This is a genomic window from Streptomyces sp. NPDC051452 (assembly GCF_044454765.1).
Taxonomy (GTDB): domain Bacteria; phylum Actinomycetota; class Actinomycetes; order Streptomycetales; family Streptomycetaceae; genus Streptomyces.
The window spans coordinates 237,229-254,156 of record NZ_JBITEB010000008.1 but is presented as its reverse complement, the minus strand read 5'-3'; the positions used below and the strand labels follow the sequence as shown (position 1 = coordinate 254,156).

15 protein-coding genes are annotated in these 16,928 nt (G+C 73.7%); 10 read left to right on the top strand and 5 right to left on the bottom strand.

Annotated elements, in window-relative coordinates; translation table 11 throughout:
- The first annotated feature begins 33 nt into the window (after positions 1–33).
- The 5 genes from pheS (at position 34) to ACIBA9_RS20955 (ending at position 7,109) form a co-directional block, all read left to right on the top strand.
- Complete coding sequence (pheS, locus tag ACIBA9_RS20975) at positions 34–1,155, top strand: phenylalanine--tRNA ligase subunit alpha (RefSeq protein WP_393899028.1); 1,122 nt, start codon at positions 34–36, stop codon at positions 1,153–1,155.
- Positions 1,155–3,668: a phenylalanine--tRNA ligase subunit beta gene (pheT, locus tag ACIBA9_RS20970; RefSeq protein WP_399364962.1), complete on the top strand. Its 2,514-nt coding sequence runs from the start codon at positions 1,155–1,157 to the stop codon at positions 3,666–3,668. Before pheS ends, pheT begins: the two co-directional genes overlap by 1 nt.
- Before the next feature lie 251 nt (positions 3,669–3,919).
- Complete coding sequence (locus ACIBA9_RS20965; protein WP_399364960.1) at positions 3,920–4,969, top strand: PP2C family protein-serine/threonine phosphatase; 1,050 nt, start codon at positions 3,920–3,922, stop codon at positions 4,967–4,969.
- A gap of 196 nt (positions 4,970–5,165) precedes the next feature.
- The gene (locus ACIBA9_RS20960; protein WP_399364958.1) at positions 5,166–6,506 is read left to right on the top strand and encodes a transcriptional regulator; all 1,341 of its coding nucleotides are present in this window, start codon (positions 5,166–5,168) and stop codon (positions 6,504–6,506) included.
- A gap of 66 nt (positions 6,507–6,572) precedes the next feature.
- Positions 6,573–7,109 (top strand): NUDIX hydrolase, encoded by a 537-nt coding sequence (locus ACIBA9_RS20955; RefSeq protein WP_399364956.1) that lies wholly within the window; start codon positions 6,573–6,575, stop codon positions 7,107–7,109.
- Here the strand turns inward: ACIBA9_RS20955 and ACIBA9_RS20950 are convergent.
- Together ACIBA9_RS20950 and ACIBA9_RS20945 are read right to left on the bottom strand one after the other, a co-directional pair.
- Positions 7,106–7,366: a hypothetical protein gene (locus ACIBA9_RS20950; RefSeq protein WP_362160100.1), complete on the bottom strand. Its 261-nt coding sequence runs from the start codon at positions 7,364–7,366 to the stop codon at positions 7,106–7,108. The two genes, ACIBA9_RS20955 and ACIBA9_RS20950, sit on opposite strands and share 4 nt — an antisense overlap.
- A 194-nt stretch (positions 7,367–7,560) precedes the next feature.
- Positions 7,561–8,421, bottom strand: coding sequence for a 3-hydroxybutyryl-CoA dehydrogenase (locus ACIBA9_RS20945; RefSeq protein ID WP_362160098.1), 861 nt, complete (start codon positions 8,419–8,421; stop codon positions 7,561–7,563).
- A gap of 180 nt (positions 8,422–8,601) precedes the next feature.
- On the opposite strand from ACIBA9_RS20945, the gene ACIBA9_RS20940 reads away from it, so the two are divergent.
- Positions 8,602–9,810 carry a glycoside hydrolase family 10 protein gene (locus tag ACIBA9_RS20940; protein WP_399364954.1) on the top strand — a complete coding sequence of 403 codons (1,209 nt, stop codon included), beginning with the start codon at positions 8,602–8,604 and terminating at the stop codon, positions 9,808–9,810.
- A 36-nt stretch (positions 9,811–9,846) separates the two neighbouring features.
- On the opposite strand, the gene ACIBA9_RS20935 is transcribed toward ACIBA9_RS20940, so the two are convergent.
- Together ACIBA9_RS20935 and ACIBA9_RS20930 are read right to left on the bottom strand one after the other, a co-directional pair.
- The gene (locus tag ACIBA9_RS20935; protein ID WP_362160093.1) at positions 9,847–10,047 is read right to left on the bottom strand and encodes a DUF1918 domain-containing protein; all 201 of its coding nucleotides are present in this window, start codon (positions 10,045–10,047) and stop codon (positions 9,847–9,849) included.
- A 19-nt stretch (positions 10,048–10,066) separates the two neighbouring features.
- Positions 10,067–10,978, bottom strand: coding sequence for a DMT family transporter (locus ACIBA9_RS20930; RefSeq protein WP_399364950.1), 912 nt, complete (start codon positions 10,976–10,978; stop codon positions 10,067–10,069).
- On the opposite strand from ACIBA9_RS20930, the gene ACIBA9_RS20925 reads away from it, so the two are divergent.
- From ACIBA9_RS20925 to ACIBA9_RS20915, 3 genes are all read left to right on the top strand, one after another.
- Entirely contained in the window at positions 10,977–12,440 is a 1,464-nt protein-coding gene (locus ACIBA9_RS20925; protein ID WP_399364948.1) for a PLP-dependent aminotransferase family protein, read from the top strand. The genes ACIBA9_RS20930 and ACIBA9_RS20925 overlap by 2 nt on opposite strands.
- 103 nt (positions 12,441–12,543) lie before the next feature.
- A complete protein-coding gene (locus ACIBA9_RS20920) occupies positions 12,544–12,981 on the top strand; it encodes a GNAT family N-acetyltransferase (protein WP_399364945.1) in 438 nt (145 codons plus the stop codon).
- Positions 12,982–13,054: 73 nt separating this feature from the next.
- On the top strand, positions 13,055–13,648 hold the full coding sequence (locus ACIBA9_RS20915; protein WP_399364944.1) for a histidine phosphatase family protein: 594 nt from the start codon (positions 13,055–13,057) through the stop codon (positions 13,646–13,648).
- On the opposite strand, the gene ACIBA9_RS20910 is transcribed toward ACIBA9_RS20915, so the two are convergent.
- A complete protein-coding gene (locus ACIBA9_RS20910; RefSeq protein WP_399364941.1) occupies positions 13,630–14,094 on the bottom strand; it encodes a DUF6314 family protein in 465 nt (154 codons plus the stop codon). The two genes, ACIBA9_RS20915 and ACIBA9_RS20910, sit on opposite strands and share 19 nt — an antisense overlap.
- A gap of 245 nt (positions 14,095–14,339) precedes the next feature.
- Here ACIBA9_RS20910 and ACIBA9_RS20905 point away from each other — a divergent pair, with 245 nt between their 5' ends.
- Entirely contained in the window at positions 14,340–16,910 is a 2,571-nt protein-coding gene (locus ACIBA9_RS20905; protein WP_399364939.1) for a YfhO family protein, read from the top strand.
- Positions 16,911–16,928 lie beyond the last annotated feature (18 nt).

The window sequence follows — 16,928 nt, the reverse complement described above, 5'->3', positions numbered from 1 at the left end:
ACCATCCGCCAGCAATCGGAAGCACGGGAAGAGATGTCGGCACCCAATAAGTCGTACGACCCTGTCGAGGTCGAGGCGTTGAAACCGGAAGAGATCGAGCGCATGCGGGACGAGGCGCTCGCCGCCTTCGCCGCCGCGGACTCCCTCGACGCGCTCCACGAGGCGAAGGTCGCCCACACCGGCCCCGCCTCGCCGCTGGCCCTCGCCAACCGCGAGATCGGCGCCCTGCCCCCGCACGCCAAGGCCGAGGCCGGCAAGCGCGTCGGCATGGCCCGCGGCGCCGTCAACAAGGCGCTCGCCGCCCGCCAGGTGGAACTGGAGGCCGAGCGGGACGCCCGCGTACTGGTCGAGGAGGACGTCGACGTCACGCTGCCGTACGACCGCGTCCCGGCCGGCGCCCGGCACCCGCTCACCACGCTCTCGGAGCGCATCGAGGACATCTTCGTGGCCATGGGCTACGAGGTCGCCGAGGGCCCCGAGGTCGAGGCCGAGTGGTTCAACTTCGACGCCCTCAACATCGGCCCGGACCACCCGGCCCGCGGTGAGGCCGACACCTTCTTCGTGCGGGGCGAGGACGGCGGCACCGAGTCCGGTGTCGTACTGCGCACCCACACCTCGCCCGTCCAGATCCGCTCGCTGCTCGACCGTGAGCTGCCGGTGTACGTGATCTGCCCGGGCCGGGTGTACCGCACGGACGAGCTGGACGCCACGCACACCCCGGTCTTCCACCAGGTCGAGCTGCTCGCGGTGGACGAGGGCCTGACCATGGCCGACCTGAAGGGCACCCTGGACCACATGGTCCAGTCCCTGTTCGGCGAGGGCATGAAGACCCGGCTGCGGCCGAACTTCTTCCCGTTCACCGAGCCGTCCGCCGAGATGGACATGGTGTGCTACGTCTGCCGCGGCGAGTCGGTCGGCAACCCCGACCGCCCCTGCCGCACCTGCTCGTCCGAGGGCTGGATCGAGCTGGGCGGCTGCGGCATGGTCAATCCGCGGGTGCTGGCCGCCTGCGGCGTGGACCCGGAGAAGTACAGCGGCTTCGCCTTCGGGTTCGGCATCGAGCGGATGCTGATGTTCCGACACAACGTCGAAGACATGCGAGACATGGTCGAGGGTGACGTCCGGTTCACCCGGCCGTTCGGGATGGAGATCTGATGCGGGTCCCGCTTTCTTGGCTGCGGGAGTACGTCGACCTGCCGGCGACCGAGACCGGCCGTGACGTCCAGGCCAAGCTCATCGCGGCCGGCCTGGAGGTCGAGACCGTCGAGCAGCTCGGCGCCGACCTCAAGGGGCCGCTGGTCGTCGGCCAGGTGCTGACCATCGAGGAGCTGGAGGGCTTCAAGAAGCCCATCCGCTTCTGCACCGTCGACGTCGGCCAGGCCAACGGCACCGGCGAGCCGCAGGAGATCGTCTGCGGCGCCCGCAACTTCGCCGTCGGCGACAAGGTCGTCGTGGTCCTGCCCGGGGCCACGCTGCCCGGCGGCTTCTCCATCGCCGCCCGCAAGACCTACGGCAAGACGTCCCACGGCATGATCTGCTCCGGCGACGAGCTGGGCATGGGCGACGACGGCAGCCACGGCATCATCGTGCTGCCGCCGGAGACCGAGGTCGGCAAGGACGCCATCGAGCTGCTCGAACTCGTCGACGAGGTCCTGGACATCGCCGTCACCGCCAACCGCGGCGACTGCCTGTCCATCCGCGGCGTCGCCCGCGAGACCGCCATCGCCTACGGCCTGCCGCTGCGCGACCCGGCCCTGCTGGACGTGCCGGCCCCGAACGCCTACGGCTACCCGGCCAAGGTCACCGACCCCGCCGGCTGCGACCGCTTCACCGTCCGCACGGTCACCGGCCTGAGCCCCGAGGCACGCTCCCCGATCTGGCTGCAGCGCCGTCTGCAGAAGGTCGGCATGCGTCCGATCTCGCTCGCCGTGGACGTCACGAACTATGTGATGACGGAGCTGGGCCAGCCCCTGCACGCCTACGACCGCACCCTGGTCCAGGGCACCATCGGGGTCCGCCGCGCGGCGGAGGGCGAGAAGCTCGTCACCCTCGACGGCGTCGAGCGCGAGCTGCACGCCGAGGACCTGGTCATCACCGACGAGCGCGGCCCGATCGGTCTCGCCGGTGTCATGGGCGGCGCCAACACCGAGATCGCCGACCACGACGACCTCGACAACGCCACGACCGACGTGGTCATCGAGGCGGCCCACTTCAACCCCGTCTCGATCGCCCGCACGGCCCGCCGGCACAAGCTGTCCTCGGAGGCGTCCCGCCGCTTCGAGCGCGGCGTCGACCCGCAGGCCGCCGCTGCCGCCGCGCAGCGGACCGTGGACCTGCTGGTGCTGCTCGCGGGCGGCACCGCCGAGGCCGGCGTCACCGAGATCGTCGCGCCGTCCGCGCCGCGCACGATCACCACCCCGGCCGACCACCCCGACCGGGTCGCAGGCGTCGTCTACGGCCGCGAGACCGTGGTCCGCCGGCTGCAGGAGATCGGCTGCGACGTCTACGGGCAGGACGAGCTGATCGTCACCGTCCCGTCCTGGCGGCCCGACCTCACCGAGGCGAACGACCTGGCGGAGGAGGTCATCCGGCTGGAGGGTTACGAGAACCTGCCCTCCACCCTGCCCAGGCCGACCTCCGGCCGCGGGCTGACCCGCCGCCAACGGCTGCACCGCCGCGTCGGCCGCGCGCTGGCCGGGGCCGGCTATGTCGAGGCGCCGAACTATCCGTTCGTCGCCGAGCGGGTCTTCGACCAGCTCAGCCTGGAGGCCGACGACCCGGCGCGCCGCGTGGTGCGGCTCGCCAACCCGCTCAACGACGAGGAGCCCGCGCTCCGTACGACGCTGCTGCCCGGTCTGTTGGCCGCGCTGCGCCGCAACGAGGGCCGCGGTTCGCACGATACGGCGCTGTTCGAGACCGGTCTGGTCTTCCTGCCGCGCGACGAGCGGCCCGCCGGGGTGCACCTGCCCGTCGACCGGCGCCCGACCGCCGAGGAGATCGCGTTGCTGGACGCCGCGCTGCCCGAGCAGCCGCGGCACGTGGCGGTCGTCCTCGCGGGCGCTCGCGAGCAGGCCGGCTGGTGGGGCAAGGGCCGCCCGGCCGACTGGGCGGACGCCGTCGAGGCGGCCCGTACCGTCGCCCGGGAGACCGGTGCCGACCTGGTCGTCCGCAAGGGCCGGTACGGTCCCTGGCACCCCGGCCGCTGCGCCGAGCTGGTGGTCGTCGCCGACGGCACCGAGCGGGTCGTGGGCCACGCCGGAGAGCTGCACCCGCGGGTCCTGAAGGCCCTGGGCCTGCCCGAGCGCACCTGCGCGATGGAGCTGGACCTCGACGCCGTGGCCGCGGTGGGCGACGGCGTGCCGAAGGCGCCCCGCATCTCGGCGTTCCCGGTCGCCACGCAGGATGTCGCCCTGGTCGTGGACAAGCCGATCCCGGCCGCTGAGGTCGAGGCCGCGCTGCGTGCCGGTGCGGGCGAGCTGCTGGAGTCCATCCGGCTGTTCGACGTCTACGAGAACGCGGAGCAGCTGGGCGACGGCCGCAAGTCGCTGGCCTACGCCCTCCGCTTCCGGGCGGCCGACCGGACGCTGACCGTGGACGAGGCCTCGGCCGCCCGGGACGCCGCGGTCGCCCTCGCGGGCGAGCGCACGGGAGCCGTCCTGCGCGGCTGACCGACACGAGGAGTGCCGTTACGCGGCCGGCCACGGAACATCCGTGGCCGGCCGCGCCGTATGCCCGCCGCCGAGCGGGTTTGCCGCCCCGCCGGCCGCATAAATGCAGGTAGGCCGTCGGGGGCCTCACTCGTTCGGGTGGTGATCCGGGGTGATCCGCCCCGGGTGGGCCATGCCGGTGGACAGAATCGGACCGGCCTTTCGGGGCCGGTCCGTCTGCTCTGTCAGGGCCCGGTTGGGGGACCACAGGCATGATCCGTATCAAGGCACGGGCGCCCACCGCACGGGGAGCCGTTCTGCCCACGGCGTGGGGAGCCGCGGCGGTCGTCTACAAGTTCGGCTGCCCACTGGCCGAACAGGACACGTTCGGCGCGCGGGTCGTCACCAGCGCCGTGTTCTTCGCCGTCGGCACGGGGCTGATTTGCCACGTCCGTCGCGGACTGCTGCGCGAGCTGAGGCAGGCCCGCCGGGTCGCCGGTGCCGCCCAGAGCGTGCTGCTGCGCCCTCCGCCACCGCGGCTCGACGGGCTGAGCGCGGCGGCGGCCCAGCTGTCCGCAGACCGGGGCGCGTCGGTCGGCGGGGATCTCTACGAGGCCGTCGTCACCGAGCACGGTGTCCGCGTGGTCATGGGCGACGTACGCGGGCACGGTCTCGGCGCCCTCGGTACCGTCGCCGCCCTGCTCGGCAGCTTCCGCGAGGCCGCCCACGACGAGGCGGAACTCGGCCAGGTGCTGCGGCGGCTGGAGCGGGCCCACGCCCGTCATCTGCGCGAGCGCTCCCGCCGGGACCATCCGGCCGGCGGCCGCGATCCCGGCCCCCCGGTCGCCGAGGAGTTCGTCACCGTCCTGCTGCTGGAGATCGGCAGGGACGGTGAGCTGAAGGCCCTCAACTGCGGTCACCCCTGGCCGTACCTTCTCAGCGGCGCCACGGTGGAGCCCCTGACCCGCGCCGATCCGCTGCCGCCGCTGGGGCCGTTCCCGCTGCCGGAGCAGCTGCCGGCCCAGCCCTGCGGGCGGCTGCTCCGGCACGAGTCCCTGGTGCTGTTCACGGACGGCGCCGAGGACGCCCGCGACGCCCGGGGCCGGTTCTTCCCGCTGGCGGACGTGCTGCGCGAGGCGGTCCACGACCATCCGGTGTCCCCGCAGACGATCCTGCGCAGGGTGTTCACGGCCCTGCTGCGGCACAGCACCGGCCGGCCCGCCGACGACGTGGCGGTCCTCGTCCTGCGCAACGAGCGGGGGCGGCCCGGCGTGTCCCGCCCGGGGGCACGGGAGGGTGACACCTGCGGTTCCGCCGCCTAGCCGGGCCGCCGCTGTCTCGAGGGGGGAGCCGGCGGCCCGGCCAACCTCTTGCGAGGCATCTCAGTGAACCGAACCGACCCGCTGCGCGTCAGCGCGCGCACCGCCCGGACGCACGTGTTCCGTTCACACCCCGTGTGAGCGCGGACGCACTACGCTGACCGCACCAGGCCACCCAGGCCACTTGGGGGGGCATTCCATGCAGCCCAACACTCTGCTCGACGCCATCCTGGACGAGGCGGGGATCTCGCACGCCGGTCTCGCCGCCCATGTGAACCAGGCGGGCCGGCGCCGGGGTCTCGCGCTCCGGTACGAACACACCGCCGTGGCCCGGTGGTTGAAGGGTCAGCGGCCGCGCGGCCAGGTGCCCGACCTGATCTGCGAGGTGCTGGCCGGGCGGCTGCACCGGCCGGTGACCCTGGACGACATCGGTCTCGGGGTGCCGGGCGAGCCGAGCACCGCGCACGCCGGCTCCCTGGGCGGATTCGTGGAGCGGGCCACCGCCCTGTGGCGCTCCGACGAACAGCAGCGGCCCCATGTGCTCGGGGCCCCGGCCGTCACCGGGACACCCGCCGTCATGCCCGTGTGGGAGTGGGAGAACCCACCGGAGGACGTCGACGTCTCACGGGGCGGCCGGCACCAGGTCACCGCCGCCGACGTCGAGATGCTGCGCGCCGCCCGGGCGCACTACGAGCAGATGTACCGCAAGGCCGGTGGCATCGCGACCCGGACGCGGATCATCGGATTCCTCAACGCCGAGGCCGCGCCGCTGCTGCGCGGCAGCTACGCCGACGCCACCGGCCGCCAACTGCACCGGGCCACCGGCGGGTTGGTGGCCGTCGCGGGCATCTGCGCGTACGACTCCGACGCCCACGGCCTCGCCCAGCGCTACTTCCACCAGGCGCTGCGGCTGGCGAAGGCGAGCGGCGACCGGGGGCTCGGGGCGTATGTGATAGCGCTGCTGGTCAACCAGGCGCTGTTCATGCGGGAGTACCGGCAGGCCGTGGCCTTCGCCGAGGCCGCGCTGCGCGCCGCCGGCCGGCACATCACCCCGGCGCTCGCCTCCGACCTGTACGCGATGCAGGCCAAGGCGTACGCGCATCTCGGCGACGCGAGCAGTGCCCTGTCCTGCATCCGGCGCGCGGAGACGGCCGCCGACCGCATCCGGCGCGGGCACGAGCCCGACGAGACCGGTTACGTCCAGCCGGGGCTGGTCAATGTGCAGGTGGCGGAGGCGCTGCTCAGCCTCGGGGAGCTGGCGGCCGCCCGGGAGCACGCGGCGGCGGCCGTGGACAACCCGGCGCACGACCGGGGGCGGGTGCACCGGCTCGCCATGCTCAGCACCGTCGAACTACGCCAGGGCAATGCCGACAAGGCGGTGGTCACCGCCGTGCGGATGGCCGAGCAGGCGCGCGGGATGGAGTCCCAGCGGCTGCGCGACAGGCTGCGCGCGGTACGCGAACATCTGGTGCGCTGCGGCTCGGCCGGGACCGCCGAGGCCGCCGAACTCATCGACGGCGCGCTGCGCGTACCGCTGTAGGCCCACTGTAGGTCGCACCGTTTCTGCTGCCATATTGCCACTTACTCGGCGGAAGGTGGCAGAACCGTGCAGTGGACGAAACAGAACGAACAAACTGTGTATGCAAACCGCTGGTTCAGCGTCAATCTCGCAGATGTCGAGCTGCCGAACGGCCGGCACCTCGACCACTTCCTCATCCGGCTGCGGCCCGTCGCCATCGCCACGGTCGTCAACGAGGCCAACGAGGTGCTGCTCCTGTGGCGCCACCGCTTCATCACCGACAGCTGGGGATGGGAGCTGGCGGCGGGCGTCGTCGAGGACGGCGAGGACATCGCGAGCGCGGCCGCCAGGGAACTGGAGGAGGAGACCGGCTGGCGGCCGGGGCCCCTGCACCACCTCATGAGCGTGGAGCCGTCCAACGGCCTCACCGACGCCCGGCACCACGTCTACTGGTCCGACCGGGGCGAGTACACCGGACACCCCGTGGACGACTTCGAGTCCGACCGCCGGGAATGGGTCCCGCTCAAACTCGTCCCCGACCTGATCGCCCGCGGGGAGGTCCCGGCCGCCAACATGGCGGCCGCGTTACTCCTGTTGCACCACCTCAGGCTCGCGGAAGGCTAACGGGCCGACAGCGCCTGCCAGACCGTCACGACGAGCGCGCCCAGCGCCGTGAGCGCGGCGAGCGAGGGCAGCGGCCAGCGGCTGTGTTCCAGCGAGACCATGCGAGTGTGCAGCTCGTCCAGTTCCTTCGCGGTCTCCTCGGTGCGGTGACTGAGCAGGGCCAGCCCTCCCTCGACCCGGGCGTAGGCCACGTCGAGGCGGCGCCGTAACTCTGCGAGTTCTCCATGGATCACGGGATGCTCCGGTTCGGCGGTCACGGGTCCGTTCCTTTCGGTAGTCGGTATGGATGGTTCCGCATCCCTTGCATGCGCATGATGAGTCAACTCGCCTGGTGGGCGCGCGGGGAGCGTGTGTGTGGGGCATATGCGTGCCCGGCGCGCACACGGTGTGTGAAACAGATGGGCCCGGCACCGAATGCGGTGCCGGGCCCATGCGAGGTCGCTCTGGGTAGTCAGCCGTAGGTGTAGAACCCCGAGCCGGTCTTCCGGCCCAGCCGGCCGGCCTCCACCATGCGCTGGAGCAGCGGGGGAGCGGCGTACAGCGGCTCCTTGTACTCGCCGTACATGGAGTTGGCGATGGAGACGATGGTGTCCAGACCGATCAGGTCGGAGAGCCGCAGCGGGCCCATCGGGTGGGCGCAGCCCATCTCCATGCCGTTGTCGATGTCCTCACGGCTCGCGATGCCCGACTCGAACATCCGGATCGCCGACAGCAGGTAGGGCACGAGCAGCGCATTGACGACGAACCCGGAGCGGTCCTGGGCGCGGATGGCGTGCTTGCCGAGCACCTTCTCGGCGAAGACCTGGGCGCGGCTGAGGGTGCCCTCGGAGGTGGTGAGCGCCGGGATCAGCTCCACCAGCTGCTGCACCGGGGCCGGGTTGAAGAAGTGGATGCCGACGACGTGGTCGGGGCGGGAGGTGGTGACGGCAAGCTTCACCAGCGGGATCGAGGAGGTGTTGGAGGCCAGGATCGCGTCCGGGCGGGTCACCACCTGGTCGAGGACCTGGAAGATCTCCGTCTTGACCTGCTCGTTCTCCACGACGGCCTCGATCACGAGGTCCCGGTCGGCGAACTCGCCGAGGTCGGTGGTGAAGCTCAGGCGCGCCTGGGTGGCGTCCCGCTCCTCCTCGGTGATCTTGCCGCGCTCGGCGGCCTTGGCCAGGGAGCTGAACAGCCGGGTACGGCCGAACTCCAGGGCCTCGCCGGTGGTCTCGGCGACCTTCACGTCCAGTCCCGCGCGGGCGCACACCTCGGCGATGCCCGCGCCCATCTGGCCGCAGCCCACGACTCCGACGCGCTCGATGTCGGTCACATCGTTCCCTTCGCTGGATTCTCCGGCTCGCTGGCAGACCTCCGGATGCGGCGCCTGCTCCGATCGTGCACGTTACCGCCAAGTATCGATGATCGATCGCGCGGGTCGAGGCATCCTGGGGCGCGAAACGATCCGTGACGGAGCGGGTCCACAGCGTACGGGGGTGTGCGGATGGTGCCCATGTCACGGCGGGCCTTCACGCTGGCGGCGCTGTCGACGCCGGCCGGGGCCGCCCTCGGGGGCCGGCGGGTGCCGCGCACGGGCGCCGAGATGCGCGGGGTGTGGCTCTCCACCGTCCTCAACCGGGACTGGCCCTCGCGGCCGGGTCTCCCGGCGGCCGCCCAGCGCGCGGAGCTGATCGCCCACCTCGACAAGGCGGTCCGCGAGCGGCTGAACACCGTGATCCTCCAGGTCCGCCCCTGCGCCGACGCCCTGTGGCCCTCGCCGTACGAGCCCTGGTCCGCCTATCTCACCGGCACCCAGGGCAGGGATCCGGGCTGGGACCCGCTCGGCACCGCCGTGCGCGAGGCCCACGCCCGGGGTCTGGCCCTGCACGCCTGGTTCAACCCCTACCGCGTCGCCGTCCACGCCGACCCCGGCCGGCTGACCGCCTCCCACCCGGCGCGCAAGCACCCCGGCTGGGTGGTGCCCTACGGCGGCAGGCTCTACTACAACCCGGGCCTGCCCGAGGTCCGGGCCTTCATCCAGCGGGCGATGCTCGACGCGGTGGCCCGCTATCCGGTCGACGCCGTCCACTTCGACGACTACTTCTACCCCTATCCGGTCGCCGGGCAGATCTTCGACGACGAGGACGCCTACGACCGCCACGGTGGCGCGTTCACCAGCCGGGCCGCCTGGCGGCGGGACAACGTGGACAGGCTGGTGCGGGAGACGGCCGCCGGCATCGCCCGGGTCAGGCCCGGAACCCGGTTCGGGATCAGCCCCTTCGGGGTGTGGCGCAACGCCTCCACCGACTCCCGCGGCTCCGAGACGCGGGCGGCCGTCCAGAGCTACGACGACCTGCACGCGGACAGCCGCGGCTGGGTCGCGAAAGGCTGGATCGACTACGTCGTCCCACAGCTGTACTGGCACATCGGCTTCGGCGCCGCCGACTACGCGGAGCTGGTCGCCTGGTGGGCGCGGGTCGCCCAGGGCGGCCGGACCCGGCTCTACCTCGGCGAGGCCCTGTACAAGGCGGGCGCCGCAGGGCAGCCCTCCGCCTGGCAGGACCCCGTCGAGCTGTCCCGGCACCTCACCCTCGCCGCCCGCTACCCGCAGGTGCGTGGTCATGTCTTCTTCGCCGCCCAGGAGGTCGCGGCGGACCCGATCGGGGCGATGGCCCGCGTGGTCTCCGACCACTACCGGCAGCCGGCGCGACCTCCGCGCTGAACCGTCCCCATCAAGCCCGCCGAGCCGCGCCCGGCGCTACCCGGGTGTCTGCTCCTGGCCGTGCCGGACCTCGCAGTCGGGGCCCGGGGACATCACTGCTTCGCGTCCGTCCTCGAAGCGGACCCGGTAGGGCGGATTGCCCTCCTGGCCCATCACCTCGACGACTTCCGTGACCTGGTCGTGCTGGCCAACCACCCTGCCGTGCTGGACAAGACGGTCGCCCTTGGCTGCGTGCATCTGCCGGCCCTCCTCACGATCACGACCGCTGGGTGACGGCGATGCACACGAGCACGGCGACGGCCGTCACGGGAGCGGCCGCCGTGAAGTGCTCGCCCAGCAGCAGCGCCGACCACACCAGTGTGAGCAGGGGTTGAGCCAACTGCAACTGGCTGGCGCGGGGGATGCCGATGGCCGCCATCCCCCGGTACCAGACGACCAGTCCGAGGAACTGCGAGCCCACCGCCACCCACAGCAGGCCCACGACGCCGTGCCCGGTGAGCCGGACGGGCTCGTGGGCCAGCGCCACCACGGCGGCGGGCACGCCGACCGGCAGGCACAGCACCAGCGCCCAGGCGATGACCTGCCAGCCCGGCATCCGACGGGCCAGCCGGCCGCCCTCGGTGTAGCCGGCCGCGCACACCAGCAGGGCCGCGAAAAGATAGCCGTCGGCGGCGGTGAGCGCGCCGCCGCTCTGGCCGATCGTGAAGGCGAGCACGGCCGCGGCGCCCGCCACGGCGGCCAGCCAGAACCGGCGCGAGGGCCGGTGGCCGGTGCGCAGCGCCGAGCACACGGCGGTGGTCAGCGGCAGCAGCCCCACCACCACGGCGGCGTGCGCGGTGGTGGAGGTCCGCAGGGCCAGCGTGGTCAGCATCGGGAAGCCGAGCACCACGCCGAGGCCGACGACGGCCAGAGCGGGCAGATGGCGCCGCTCGGGCAGCCGTACCCGGAGGGCCAGCAGACAGCCTCCCGCCACGAGCGCGGCCACGACGCTGCGCACGGCCACCAGGGACCAGGCGCCGAAGCTCTCCAGGCCCCAGGCGGTGGCCGGGAAGGTCAGGGAGAAGGAGGCGACGCCGAGGGCGGCCATCCCGGTGCCGAGGGCCCGCTGGTCGCGCTGGGCGATGACCGCTATCGGAGCCGAGCCAGTAGCGCTACTCTGTGTTCTCATGCATGAGCGTAGCAGCGTCGATGAACTGGCAGAACAGCTCCGGCGCGAGCTCGACCGCTACTCACCTGGTGGAAAGCTGCCGTCCAGTCGAGCCCTGGTGGAGCGGTTCCGGGTGAGCCCCGTGACCGTGTCGCGGGCCCTCGCCCAGCTCTCGGCGCAGGGGCTGGTGGTCACCCGGCCCGGCGCCGGCGCCTTCCGGGCCCACCCGCGCGCGAGCGAGAGCCCGGCCGGGGACACCTCCTGGCAGGAGGTCGCGCTGAGCGCCGACGGCACCGCCGACCTCGTACCGCGCACGGTGGACGCCTCGGGGGTCACGGTGTCGCTGGCCGCGCCGCCGCCCGGGGTGCTGGAGTTCAACGGCGGCTACCCGCACCCCTCCCTCCAGCCCGAGCGGGCCATGGCGGCCGCGCTGGCCCGGGCCGGCCGGCGGCCGGGTGCCTGGGGGAGGCCGCCGCTGGACGGGCTGACGGAACTGCGGGAGTGGTTCGCGCGCGGGATCGGCGGAACCGTCACGGCGGCCGACGTGCTGATCGCGGCGGGCGGACAGGCCGCGCTGGCCACCGCCCTGCGCGCGCTCGCCCCGCCCGGCGCCCCGGTCCTCGTCGAGTCGCCGACCTACCCGGGCATGCTGGCCCTCGCCCGCGCCGCCGGCCTGCGCCCCGTCCCCGTCCCCGTGGACCCCGACGGAGTGCGTCCCGACCTGCTCGCCGACGCGTTCCGGGCCAGCGGCGCCCGGGTGTTCGTGTGCCAGCCGCTGTTCCAGAACCCGACGGGCGCCGTGCTGGCCCCCGGGCGGCGGGCCGAGGTGCTGCGCATCGCCCGGGAGGCCGGCGCGTTCGTCGTCGAGGACGACTTCGTCCGGCGCCTGGCGCACGCCGACGCCGGCCCGCTGCCCCGCCCGCTGGCCGCCGACGACCCGGACGGCGTCGTCGTCCACGTCGGCTCGCTCACCAAGGCGACCTCGCCCAGCTTCCGGGTGGCCGCCCTGGCCGCGCACGGCCCGGTGCTGGAACGGCTGCGCGCCATCCAGGTCGTGGACAGCTTCTTCGTCCCCCGGCCGCTGCAGGAGGCCGCCCTCGAACTCGTCGGCTCCCCGGCCTGGCCGCGCCATCTGCACGCCCTCGCCGCCGAGCTGAAGGCCCGCCGCGACGTCATGACGAGCGCGCTCGCCCGGCAGCTGCCCGAACTGTCCCTGCCCCACGTCCCGTCCGGCGGCTACCACCTCTGGCTGCGCCTGCCCGACGGCGCCGGGGACACCTCCCGGGCCCTCGGCCCCGGCGGAGAGGCCGCGCTGACCGCCGCCGCCCTGCGCGCGGGCGTCGCCCTCACCCCCGGCCGCCCCTACTTCAGCGCCGAACCCCCGGCCGGGCACCTCCGGCTGAGCTTCGCTGCGGTCGCCGGGACCGCGGAGATCACGCAGGGGATACGACGGTTGCGGGCGGCCTGCGACGAGGTGCTGTAGCGGCCCGGCGTGGCACACGCCGCCGTGGAAGACCGGGGAAGACCAGGGGAGACCGGGGCATATCCGGTGGCCGGGGCCGCACCTGGCCTGCGATCATCGCGCGATGAACGACATACCCGGCCTGCCCGACGGCTACGAGTTCTCCGCCGATACCGCCCGCGTCGACGTCGACCGCGTCCACGGCTGGCTGGCGAGCGACACCTACTGGGCGCGGGACCGCCCGCGCGACCGGCACGAGCGCGCGATGGCGTCCTCGATGAACTTCGGCGTGTACGCCACGGCGACCGGGGAGCAGGTGGCGTACGCGCGCGTGGTCACCGACCGGGCGCTGTTCGCCTGGCTCGCCGATGTGTACGTCGACCCCTCGGTGCGCGGCAAGGGCGTGGGCACGGCCTTCCTCGGGCGCGTCCGCGACCACCTCGAACCGTACGGGCTGTCCCGTGTCGTGCTCGCCACGCGGGACGCGCACGGCGTCTACGAGAAGCTCGGCTTCCGGCCTCTGGACCGCCCCGAGCAGTGGATGATCCACACCTCCGCGTAAGCGTACGCACACCCTGCGTGACGCGGCGGTGGTGGCCCTTGACCGGCGCGTCTTCGCGGCTCACCATCACCGCATGCCACTGAGGGTGACGTTCGTCGCCGCCGCGCGCAGCTCCCCCCTGCTCGCGGAGCGCTTCGAGGACGACCGGCCGCTGGATCCGGACGGCTGGGAAGAGGTGCGACGCGTCACCGGGGATCTGCTGCCGCTCGCCGCCGCCGAGCTGCGCTACTGCTCCCCGACCCCGCGCAGCCGGTCCACCGGGGACGCGCTGGGGTACGCCCCGCTGGTGCAGGTCGCCCTGCGGGACTGCGACATGGGCCGCTGGCGGGGGCTGACGCTGGGCGAGGCGATGGCCCGGGAACCGGACGCGGTGGACGCCTGGCTCGCCGACCCGCGCGCCACACCGCACGGCGGCGAGTCCCTGCTGGCCTTCATCTCCCGGGTGGGTGGCTGGCTCGACACCCGGCCCGTGGAGGACGGCTGCCGGATCGTGGCGGTCGCCGAGCCGTCGGTCATCCGAGCCGCCCTGGTCTACACCCTGAACGCGCCGCCCACGAGCTACTGGAACATCGATGTCCGCCCGCTGTCCACGACCACCGTCTCCGGCCGCTCGGGCCGCTGGAACCTTCGGCTCGACGGCGTCCGCCCTCAGCCCTCGACCCGCTGACCGGCGCCGTCGCGCACGTATTCGGTGGCGAGGACGAGGTCCTTCGCGGGGCCGGCGACCCGCCAGAGCGTGTGCCAGTGGTCGGCGTCCCGGACGGTGAACTCGCCCCGGTAGAGGTCGGCGGCGCACGGGTGGTCGGCGACGTACCGGCCCGATGTCAGATCCAGCTCGTGGAAGGGCCGCCCGTCGGCGAACCGCACGTCCGCCGTGCCGGGTACGCGCCCCGGCAGGAACCGCAGGGTCCGGGTCGCCGGACGCGCCACGCCCTGCCAGGTGAAGGTGCCGGACTCCTCGTGCAGCAGTCCGCCGCCCGGCAGCGCGCCGAAGACGGTGATCCCCTCGAACCGGCCCTCGTCCCCGCCCGCCAGGTCCCGCACGTCGCGGCGCACCCGCCAGCGCCCGGCCAGATGGGCCAGCACATCGGCCACGGGCCACACGGCGTCCATGGGGCCGAGCTTACGGCGTCCCGCTGCCCGGCCTCGTCAGGGGGGGCACGAGCCGCAAAGTGAATTCACCTTGCCATCACCTTCCCGAAAACTCTGGTTTCCCGCCCGACCCGGAAATTCATAATTCGTTTACCGGATTCGCGAGAGGGGGCTTCCGATTTTCCTGAGCGGGCAACCAATCGGAATGCTGTCCCGTCTGACTCGGCGAAATCGATGAAGTGAATTCGCTGGGGGCCTGCCGATCAATGGAACGTCCGACCTCACCCGGCGGCCCCCGCTCACCCGCGCGCGCCGCCGCCCTGCTCGCCGCGGCCGTCACGATCACGGCGTTCTGCGCCGCCGACGTCCTCGCGCGCAGCTACCCCTTCGGCCCCCGCACCCGCAGCGTCAACGACCTGGGCAACCAGTTCGTGCCCTTCCACGCGCACCTGTGGGACCTGCTGCACGGCCGCGCCGACGGCGGACTGCTCGTCAACTGGCAGTCCGGCTACGGCTCCAGCTTCCTGCCCGACCTCGGCACCTACCTCGCCAGCCCCTTCGCCCTGCTCGTCGGCCTCTTCCCGCGGGACGAGATCGACCTCGCGGTCTACGTCGTCACCGCCCTGAAGACCGCGTCGGCCGCCGCCGCGATGGCCTGCCTCCTGCTCGCCCTGCGCCCCGGCCGCTGGTGGGCGGCGGCGCTGCTCAGCTGCTCCTACGCGCTGTGCGGCTGGAGCGTCGCCGACGCCTCCTACAACCCGATGTGGCTCGACGGCCTGGTCGCCCTGCCGCTGCTCTGCCTGGTCGGCGAGTGGGCGCTCGCCGAGCGCCGGCGCGTGCCCGGCGTCCTGATCGTCGCCCTCGCCTGGACCGCCAACTTCTACACCGCCTACATGGCCACCCTGGGCGCCGGCCTCGTCCTGCTGCTGCGCCTGGCGCTGGCCCGGCCGCCGCTGCGGCAGGCGCTCGCCACGGCCGGCCGCGCCTGCCTCACCGTGGCCCTCGGCGTGGGGCTTGCCGCCCCGCTCGTGACGGTCGTCTACTTCGGCACCCGGCACGCCTACCCGGGCCGCGTACGGCAGTTCGCGCCGGTGCCGAGCGAGGACGTGGCCGCCCGGCTGCTGCCCGCGACGTACGGCTTCGGCTCCCCGGCGCTCTACGTCGGCGTCACCGCGCTGCTGCTCGCGCTCGCCCTGCCCTTCCACCGGGGGGTCCCGGGAAGGGTGCGCGCGGGCTGGACGGTGCTGGTGCTCGCGGTGGTCCTCTCCTTGCAGTGGGCGCCCACCCATCTGGTCTGGCACGCCTTCGCCACCCCGCAGGGCAGCCCCTACCGGCAGGCGTTCGTGGTGTGCGGACTACTGGTCATCGCCGCCTGGCACGCCCTCGCCTACGGGCCGCCCGACCGGCGCGCCCTCGGCGCCGCGACCGTCCTGCTCGCCCTGATCACCGCCGCCGCGAGCCGCAGCGAGCTGGTACGGCCGTACACCTGGGCGGTGCTGGCGCTCGCCCTCGCCGGGGCACTGGCCGGACTCGCCCTGCTGGGCCGCACCGGACGGCGCGGCCCGCTGGCCGGACTGGCCGTCGCCCTCCTGCTGGGCGCGCAGTTCGGCGAGAGCGCCGCCACCTCGGCCGTGGCCATCCGGCTGCGGCTGGGCCACCTCGACGACTACGAGCCCTGGGGGCAGCGCCAGGAACGGCAGACGGCGGCGATCGCCGGGGCCGACGACTGGCCCCGCTACCGCACCGACCCCGGCCGGGAACAGACCGTCGGCAACGATCCGATGCTGGTCGGCGGCGAGGGCGCCCAGTACTACAGCAGCCTCACCTCGGACGTCCTCAGCCGCACCCTGACCGCCCTCGGCGGCGGCTGGACCTCGCGCGGCCGCAGCGTGCAGAGCCTGGACAACGCCGTCACCGACGTGGTGTTCTCCGTCGGCGCCCGGGTGCACTCCCCGCCGGACCCGCACCAGAAGTACCTGGCGCCCGGCGGCGGTCCCGTCACCGTGACCCGCAGGGACGTCCCGCCCCTGGTGACGGTCCGGCCCGCCGCCCGCACCGCGCCCTTCGGCCCCTCGCCGTACCGCAACCAGGAACTCCTGCTCGGCAGCCGCGTCTACACCGTGCCCCGGCTCGCCGTGCACGACGACGACGGGCGGCCGGTGCCGGCGGGCCGGGTGGGGGTCGGCGACGCGATGGCCGCGCCGACGATCACGGCGACCTGCCCGGCCGGGACGCGGGTGCACCTGTGGGCCCCGCACTTCTCCGGCACCGCACGGCTCACCGGCACCACCACGCTCGCCCGGTTCCGGTTCGAGTACCCGCGCAACCGCGCCGCCATGGAACCGCTCGGCCCGGCCCCGGCCTCCGGGCGGGTGCGCGTCGAGCTGACCCCGGACCGCCCCGGCAGCATCCCGGCCGGTGCCATCGGCTGCCTGGACACCGGCCGGCTGCACACCGCCGCCGCCCGGCTGAAGGCCACCGGCGCCACCCGGGTGAGCGTCTCCGACGGCACCGTGCGGGCCCGGCTGCCCGCCGGGAGCAAGGGGATCGCGGTCCTCGCCGCGCCCCGCATCGCGGGCTGGCGGTGCGCCACGGGCGACGGCCCCGCCCGGCCCGCCGGGGACTACCACGGCCTCGTCGCCGCCCCCCTCGACGCCGGATCCACCGAGGTGACCTGCTCCTTCCATCCACCCGGTCTGCGACTGGGCAGCGCCGTCGGGGCCGCCTCGCTCGGCGTCCTGACGCTGCTCACCGTCCTCGCCGCCGTCCGCCGCCGGCGGGCCCCGGCGCCACCCACGACCACCACACCGCGCGAGCGCGTGAGCGCCGCTTCCTGACCGTGCCCTGGGGGACCC